Source organism: Bacillus sonorensis NBRC 101234 = KCTC 13918 (genome assembly GCF_001592005.1).
GTDB lineage: Bacteria > Bacillota > Bacilli > Bacillales > Bacillaceae > Bacillus > Bacillus sonorensis.
The window spans coordinates 1-8,972 of sequence record NZ_BCVZ01000043.1 but is presented as its reverse complement, the minus strand read 5'-3'; the positions used below and the strand labels follow the sequence as shown (position 1 = coordinate 8,972).

Genomic DNA, 8,972 nt, shown 5'->3' with positions numbered 1-8,972 from the left:
GAGCAGGTCAGCTCATATGTACAGGCAGCTGATGAAACCACAATCGATCAAGGACCTGTCGAAGGTGAAGTCGAGCTTACGCCGATCCAGCGCTGGTTCTTCGAACGCCGCTTTACAAACGAGCATCACTGGAACCAGTCAGTTATGCTTCATGCGCTGTCAGGATTTGACCCTGAGCTTGCCGGACAGGCTTTAAGCAAATTAATCGAGCATCATGACGCCCTGCGTATGGTTTATAAACAAGATGGGGAACGAATTGTTCAGTACAACAGGGGACTTGAGGATACCGCGGTTTATCCGGAGGTCATTCACCTCAATCAATCAGGAGACGAATTGAAAGCTGCTATTTTGCAAGAATCCAATCGAATTCAAGGCAGCATCGATTTGGCACACGGACATTTGCTGAAAGCGGCGATCTTTAAAACCGGCCAAGGCGACCATTTGCTGATCGTTATCCACCATCTCGTTATTGACGGGGTATCATGGAGGATTCTGCTTGAAGACTTTGCATCTGGATACCTTCAGGCTGAAAAAGGGGTATCTATCGTCCTTCCGGAAAAATCTCATTCCTTTGCGGAATATGCTGCGCGTCTTAAAGCGTATGCCGCTTCCAAGTCCTTTGCAAAGGAAATCGGCTATTGGGAGGAAATAGAGAAGACGGTGACAGCGCCGCTGCCGAAAGATATGGAAGCAGACGATAAGCGGATGCGTCATACAAAAACGGCGGAATTCTCCCTTTCGAAAGAAGAAACAGAACAGCTGACGACAAAAGTCCATGAAGCATACAACACGGAGATGAATGATATTTTACTGACGGCATTGGGCTTTGCGATAAAAGAATGGACAGGCCAAGATGACATTCTCGTGGCCTTGGAAGGGCACGGACGCGAAGACATCATCGAGGGCTTGAACATTTCAAGGACCGTCGGCTGGTTTACAAGCCAGTTCCCGGCCCTGATCCAGATGCGCCATTCCGATGATATGGGCTATCAAATCAAACAGATCAAAGAAGATGTGCGCCATATTCCGAATAAAGGGGTCGGCTATGGCATCTATCGTTATTTAACAGAGGAAGGCAAGAAACACAAGCAGGTCAAACCGGAGATCAGCTTCAACTATTTAGGCCAGTTCACGGAGATGTCGGAATCGGGTCTGTTTACGAGATCGCAGATGCCGTCCGGCGATCCGCTGAGCCCTGAGACCGAGAAGCCGAACGACCTTGATATTGTCGGCTTTATTGAAGACGGCGCACTGACGATGTCGATCGCTTATCATTCATTGGAATACAAAGAAAGCACAATCTCAAATGTCGCCAAAAGCTTTAAAGCTTATTTGCTGCAATTGATTGATCATTGTCTGACCCAAGACGGAGACGAATTAACCCCGAGCGATCTTGGTGATGATGATCTGACACTCGAAGAACTTGATAAATTGATGGAAATTTTCTAACAAAATATACGAGGTGGCTTATGGGGAAACAAAAAATCCAAAAGGTATATCCTTTGACACCAATGCAGGAAGGAATGCTGTATCATGCCATGCTTGATCCCGAATCGTCCTCTTATTTCACACAGCTTGAGCTTTTCATAGAAGGGGATTTTGATTTAGAGATCTTTGAAAGAAGCGTGAATCAGCTCGTACGTTCTTATGATATTCTCAGAACGGTTTTCGTTCATCAGCAGTTGCAGAAGCCGCGCCAGGTCGTCCTGGCTGAGCGGGAGGCGAAGGTTCATGTTGAGGATATCTCCGCATGGGATGAACTCCGGCAAAAGATGCGGATCAGCCAATATAAGCGGGACGTTCAAGCAGCCGGATTTAACCTGGCGAAAGACATGCTCTTTAAAGTGGCGGTATTCAGGCTCGCCCATCAAAAATACCACCTGATTTGGAGCAATCATCACATCGTGATGGATGGATGGAGCATGGGCATATTGATGAAACGGCTGTTTCAAAACTACGAAGCGTACCGTTCAAACCGCCCGGTTCCGCTTGATCAGGGAAGGCCGTATGCGGACTATATCAAATGGCTCGGCCGCCAGGATAAGGACGAAGCGGCCGCTTATTGGGAAAAGCGTCTTGCCGACCTGGAAAAACCGAGCGTCATTCCTGGGCGGAAAGCATCGGCGGAAGGAGAGCCTTACGAAAACAAAGAGTTCGCTCTGGTCTGGGATCAAGAAATGGTGGATGCCGTCCAAAGGGCGGCGAACCGCTATCATGTCACAGCGCCTAATCTGTTTCAGGCGATTTGGGCAACGGTTTTATCTAAATATAACGCCGCTGATGATGTGGTGTTTGGCACGGTTGTGTCCGGACGCCCGTCGGACATCAACGGTATTGAACATATGGCGGGATTGTTTATCAATACGATCCCGGTCCGTTTGAAAATCGGAGATCAGACATCTTTTGCCGAACTGTTCAAGCAGGCGCAGCAGCATGCGATCGAAGCGGAACAATACGATTATCTGCCGCTTTATGAGATTCAAAAGAGCTCCGCTTTAGATGGGCGCCTTATCAGCCATCTGGTTGCGTTTGAAAATTATCCATTGGATAAAGAGCTGGAAAGCGGTGCGATGACAGAGCGTCTCGGTTTTTCCATCAAAGCGGCGGGCGCCTTTGAACAAACGAACTACGATTTTAATCTGATCGTGTATCCGGGGACGGAATGGACGATCAAACTGAAATACAACAGCGCGGTTTATGACGCAGCCTTTATTGAAAAGGCGGCGGAGCACCTGACAAGAATTGCCCGGATCGCCGTTTCCAATCCGGAGTCGCCGGCAACCGGGACCGGACTTTTATCAACACGGGAACAACAAGCCCTGCTTGCCTTTAACGATACAAAGACGGTATATCCGCGGGAAAAAACGATCCCTGAGCTGTTTGAAGAACAGGCGGAACGGACGCCTGAAAAAACGGCTGTCGTATATGGCGGGTCGAGCATCACGTATCGCAGGCTGAATGAAAAAGCGAATCAGCTTGCGCGAACATTAAAGAAAAAAGGACTGGCACACGGCGGTGCTGCCGCGATCATGATGGAGCGGTCGCTTGAATCGGCCGTCAGCATGCTGGCGGTGCTGAAAGCTGGCGGTGCATACGTGCCGATTGATCCAGACTACCCTGAAGAGCGAATCCGCTTTTTGCTGAAAGACAGCGGTTCGGAAATCGTCATCATCAAACAAGGTGCAAAGCGTTCTTTGGAAGGGGTTGAAGTGGTTGCTTTCGACGCGGAGTCGCTTGAACATGAGGATTCCGCCAATCTTAAGCACACCCTGAAGCCGGATGATCTCGCGTACTGCATATATACATCAGGCTCAACAGGCAGACCGAAAGGCGTGATGGTCGAGCACCGCAATATCGTCCGCCTCGTCAAAAACGCCGGCTACATTCCGCTTCACAAGGAAGTGAACATGGCGCAGACGGGGGCAGTCAGCTTTGATGCCAGCACGTTCGAAGTGTTTGGCGCGTTATTGAATGGGGCGACTCTCTATCCTGTGCCGAAAGAAACGCTTCTCGATGGCAGAAAATTCGAATCATTTTTGAAAAAAAACGGGATTACGACGATGTGGCTGACATCGCCTCTCTTCAACCAGCTGGCCCATCAGGATCCGTCCATGTTTCAAAGCATAAAAGACGTTATTATCGGCGGAGATGCTCTCGTTCCCGCCATCGTCAACAAGGTGAGGCGCGCGTGCCCGGGCCTTTCCCTTTGGAACGGCTACGGCCCGACGGAAAACACGACTTTTTCAACATGCTTTTTAATCGACAAAGAATATGAACATGCGATACCTATCGGGAAACCGATCGGCAATTCAACGGCCTATATTCTTGACAGCCAAGATCAGCTTTTGCCAATCGGCGTCCCCGGTGAACTGTGCGTCGGCGGAGACGGCGTGGCACGAGGCTATTTGAACCAGCCTGAGCTGACTGCGGAAAAATTCATCAGCTCTCCACTTGCCGAAGGGGAACGAATCTATCGGACAGGCGATTTGGCAAGATGGCTTCCAGATGGAACCATCGAATTTCTTGGACGGATCGATCATCAGGTGAAGGTGCGCGGGTTCCGGGTCGAATTGGGTGAAATTGAATCCCGGATCGCTCAGCTAGACGGCATGATTGAAGCAGCCGCCATCATAAGAGAAAACAGTGCGGGCGAAAACGAAATCTGCGCCTATTATACGAGCGCCAGGGAGAGAACAGCATCAGAGCTCAGGACAGAGCTTTCAAAGGTGCTGCCGGAGTATATGATTCCGTCTCATTTCATTCAGCTTGAGGCAATGCCGCTTACGGCAAACGGAAAAGTGGATAAACGCAAGCTCCCGGTACCGGCCGCAGAGGAAACGCACGCCGCATACAAAGCGCCTGAAAACGAAACGGAAGAAATCCTGGCCGCGATCTGGGAAGAGGTTCTCGGCATCAAGCGTCCGGGAATCGATGACAATTTCTTCTCTGTCGGCGGGCATTCGCTGAAAGCGATGATGCTTACGGCAAAAATTCAGGAGCAGCTGCAAAAAGACGTTCCGATCAAAGTACTGTTTGAAAAGCCGACGATCAGGGGGCTTGCCGAATTTCTCCAAGGGGAGTCAAGAGAGGACGTGCAGCCGATAGAACCTGCGCCGTCAAAGCCTTATTATCCGGTATCCTCGGCGCAAAGGCGCATGTACATTCTTAATCAGCTAGAAGAAGCAAGCACAAGCTATAATGTGCCGGCGGTGTTGCATCTGGAAGGAGAGCTGGATAAAAATCGTCTCGAAACTGCGTTTCAGGCTTTAATCTGCCGCCATGAAACACTCCGGACCTCATTTGAATTAATAGACGGGGAAATTGTCCAACACATTCATGAGGATGTGCCGTTTGCGTTAACGGTATCCCAAGCGGAAGAGGCTGAAGCCGAAGCGAAAATCAGCGGGTTTATCAGGCCGTTTCAATTGGATCAGGCGCCGCTCGTCCGGGCGGAACTCGTTCAATTGGAAGAAAAGCGCCATCTGCTTCTGATCGATATGCACCACATTATTACCGACGGAAGCTCGACGGGCATTTTTATTCGCGATCTCGCGCAGCTGTACCAAGGCGCAGGTTTAGCCGCTCCACGGCTGCACTATAAAGATTTTGCCGTCTGGCAAAACGACAGAGAGCAAAAAGGAGCATTGAAAGAACAGGAGCAATATTGGCTTGATGTGTTCAAAGGAGAGCTGCCTGTGCTTGATCTGCCGTACGACTTTCCTCGTCCGGCAAAACGGAGCTTTGAAGGTGAGCGGGTCGTCTTTGGGATAGACAAGAAGCTGGCGGGCGAGATTCAAAAACTGCTCTCTGCATCTGATACAACGCTTTATATGTTTCTATTGGCGGCCTTCAATATCTTTGTATCAAAGTATGCGGCACAGGATGATATCATCGTCGGCTCGCCGGTTGCGGGAAGAACCCATTCGGATCTGAATGACATTCCGGGCATGTTTGTCAACACGCTTGCGCTCCGCAATCGGCCTGAAGGGCAAAAAACATTCAGGCAATTTTTACAGGAAGTGAAAGAAACGAGCCTGCAGGCGTTTAGCAAGCAAAGCTATCCGCTTGAAGAGCTGATTGAAAAGCTGCCTTTGGCGAGAGATACGAGTCGAAACCCGCTGTTCAGCGTGTTTTTCAACATGCAGAATATGGACGTTCCTTCTTTGAGATTGGGAGATTTGCAGATTTCCTCCTATTCTGTGCGCCACCGTACGGCAAAGTTCGACCTGTCTCTTGAAGCTGTTGAACATGATGGAGAAATCGGCTTGAGCTTTGACTATGCTGCTGCTGTATTTAAGGAAGAAACGGTCAGACGCTGGAGCGGCCACCTTCTGAACGTGATCAAAACGATCTGTAGACACCCTGACGTCAAGCTGGCGGACATTGACACGCTTTCTGAATCCGAACGGCAGCTGCTGCTGGCTGAAACAGAATACCGCCGGACAGTTCAGCAGAAAGATGTGCCGTTTCATGAGCTGTTTGAAGAGCAGGCCGAAAAAACGCCTGATCGGGCCGCCGTTGTATACGGACATACGAAGCTCACATACCGGGAGCTTGATCAAAAAGCAAATCAGCTTGCATATGTTCTTCGACGGAAAGGGGTCGGCAAAGACGATATCATCGGTATTATGCTCGATCGTTCTGCAGATGTCATCGTCTCTATTCTCGGTGTCATGAAAGCCGGGGGCGCTTATTTGCCAATAGATCCCGAGATGCCGGCGGCAAGGATTCAATACATGCTTGAAGACAGCGGAGCCCGCTGGCTGGTGGCCGAATCGGCACGGCAAGCTTTTCTTTCTGACATATACAAGGGCACAGTCATAGATATCGAGAAAGATATAGACCCGAATATATCCACGGCCCGCCCGGATTCGATCAATGATGGGGAAAGTCTCGCTTATATCATTTACACATCCGGAACGACCGGCCAGCCGAAAGGTGTTCAGCTGGAGCATCGCAATCTCGTGAACTATGTTTCCTGGTTCAGGGATGAAACGAGGCTGACGGCGTCTGATAAGACGATGCTCCTGTCATCTTATGCGTTTGATCTCGGGTACACAAGCCTTTTCCCGATCCTTCTTGCAGGAGGGGAGCTTCATCTCGTCCCAAAGGAAACATACACAGAACCTGCCCGGTTATGCACATATATATATGAACAAGGAATCACATACATCAAGCTGACGCCGTCGCTGTTCCATACGATTGTACAGCCGCAAAGCTCTGCTTTTACAAAGGAGCTTGAGCGGCTGAGGCTGATCGTACTCGGCGGCGAGAAAATCAATCCGGATGACGTGGAGCGGTTCCATTCCCGCTATCCGGATGCCCGGTTCATCAATCATTACGGACCGACGGAAACAACGATCGGCACAATCGCCAAGCAGATTGTCGCGGAGGAGATGGCCGAATTTATCAAACGTCCGACGATCGGGCGGCCGATTCCAGGCGCGGGAGCCTTAGTATTGGATGCTTCACGCCGCCTCGTCCCGGTCGGGGCCCCAGGAGAGCTTTATATTACGGGAAAAGGGCTTGCGAGAGGATATGTAAACAAGAGGGAGCTGACGGCCGAAAGGTTTATCGAAAATCCTTATGCGCCGGGCGCACTCATGTATCAGACGGGTGATCTTGTGCGCCGGCTTCCCAATGGGGAAATTGAATTTGTAGGCCGCACAGATGATCAGGTGAAAATCCGCGGATACAGGGTTGAGTTGAAGGAAATCGAAGACGCCCTCAAAGAGCATGGGGATGTTGAAAGAGCGGTCGTCCTCGCCTTTACGGCGGCTTCCGGAATGGAGGAGCTGTGCGCTTATATCCAGTCGAAAAGCAAAGCCGCTTCTTCAGTACTGAGGGAGCATCTTTCTGAAAGGCTGCCATCATACATGGTGCCGTCGTACTTTATCACGGTGGATGAGATTCCCCTTACGGCCAACGGCAAACTGGATCGTAATGCGCTGCCGCAGCCCGGGGCTGTAAACGAAAAAAGCGATTCTTATCAGGCTCCGTCAACAGAGCTGGAAAAAACGCTTTGCTTCATGTGGGAAGACGTTCTTGGCATCAGGCCGATCGGTGTTGAAGACAATTTCTTTGACTTGGGCGGACATTCTTTGAAAGGGATGATGCTGATCGCCGATATTCAATCAGCACTGAAGAAAAAAGTACCGTTAAAAGCTCTCTTTGACTGTCCTACGGTCAGCCGGCTCGCCCGTTATATCGAGTCGTCTGAAAAACAATCCATTGAAAGCGAGATGCAGCCAGCCGAAAAAAGCGACTGGTATCCTGTATCATCCGCCCAAAAACGGATGTACGTTCTTCACCAGATCGAAAAAAACGGGACCGGCTACAATATGCCGTCCGCGTTCATGATGGAAGGGGATCTTCATGTCGATCGCTTAAAACGGGCGCTTCAGACGCTGGTAGACCGCCATGAAGCGCTGCGCACATCATTTGCGGACATCGACGGAAGTCCTGTCCAAAAAATCCATGAAAATGCGGACATCGAGCTAAAGGTTACGGCGATTCGCAAAGATGAAGCAGAAAAAGAAATCAGCCGCTTTATCAGGCCGTTCAATTTAGGCAGCGCACCGCTCATCCGGGCTGAGCTGCTTTCGTTCAGCAAACAGCGCCACCTGCTGTTGATTGATACGCATCATATTATTGCCGATGGCGTATCAAGGAGCCTTTTCATCAAAGAAATCGCGATGCTTTACCGTGGTGAAGCATTGCCTGAGCCAAGGCTTCATTACAAAGACTACGCCGTTTGGCAAAGAGGGCTCACACAGCAGGAAAACATTCGGAGACAGGAAGAATTCTGGCTGAACCAGTTCAAGGGAACCATTCCGGAACTCGACCTTCCGCTGGACTTCCCGCGGTCTCCGGTGCAAAGCTTTACAGGTGATCAAATCCGCTTTGCAACATCGAAAAACACGGCGCTGAAAATCCGCGGATTAACGGCGAAAACGCAAACAACATTGAACATCGTCATGCTGGCTGTATTCAACATCTTCTTAAGCCGCCTCACCGGTCAGAAGGAGATTGTCATCGGCACGGTGACAGCCGGCAGAACAAAGGCCGAATTGAAAAACATGCCGGGCATGTTCGTCAACACATTGGCTCTTAAAAACCATGTCTCGCATAAGGCGACATTCAGCGAGTTTCTTGAGAGCGTCAAAAACACAAGCCTGGCAGCACTCGATCAGCAGGATTATCCGTTTGAAGAGCTGATCGCAAAGCTTGATTTGCCCCGTGATATGAGCCGGAATCCGCTGTTCAATGTAATGCTAACAGTGGAAGATCCTGATAAAGAGACGCTTGATTTGGATGATGTAACGATCAGGCCGTATGACATCACACATGCCGCCGCTAAATTCGATCTGACATTGGGGGCATTTGAGAAAGAGGACGAAATCGGTCTCCAATTCGAATATGCAACAGATTTATTTAAGAAAGAAACGATACAGCGCTGGAGCCGGTATTTG

Annotated in this window: 2 protein-coding genes; both read left to right on the top strand. The window is 50.1% G+C overall.

Annotated features, from left to right (window positions below; genetic code table 11):
* Positions 1-1,449 (top strand): condensation domain-containing protein (locus BTR1S_RS21225; protein ID WP_082800500.1); only part of this gene is annotated, 1,449 nt, incomplete at its 5' end.
* A gap of 20 nt (positions 1,450-1,469) precedes the next feature.
* On the top strand, positions 1,470-8,972 hold a 7,503-nt coding region (locus BTR1S_RS21220; RefSeq protein WP_061781690.1), incomplete at its 3' end, for a non-ribosomal peptide synthetase.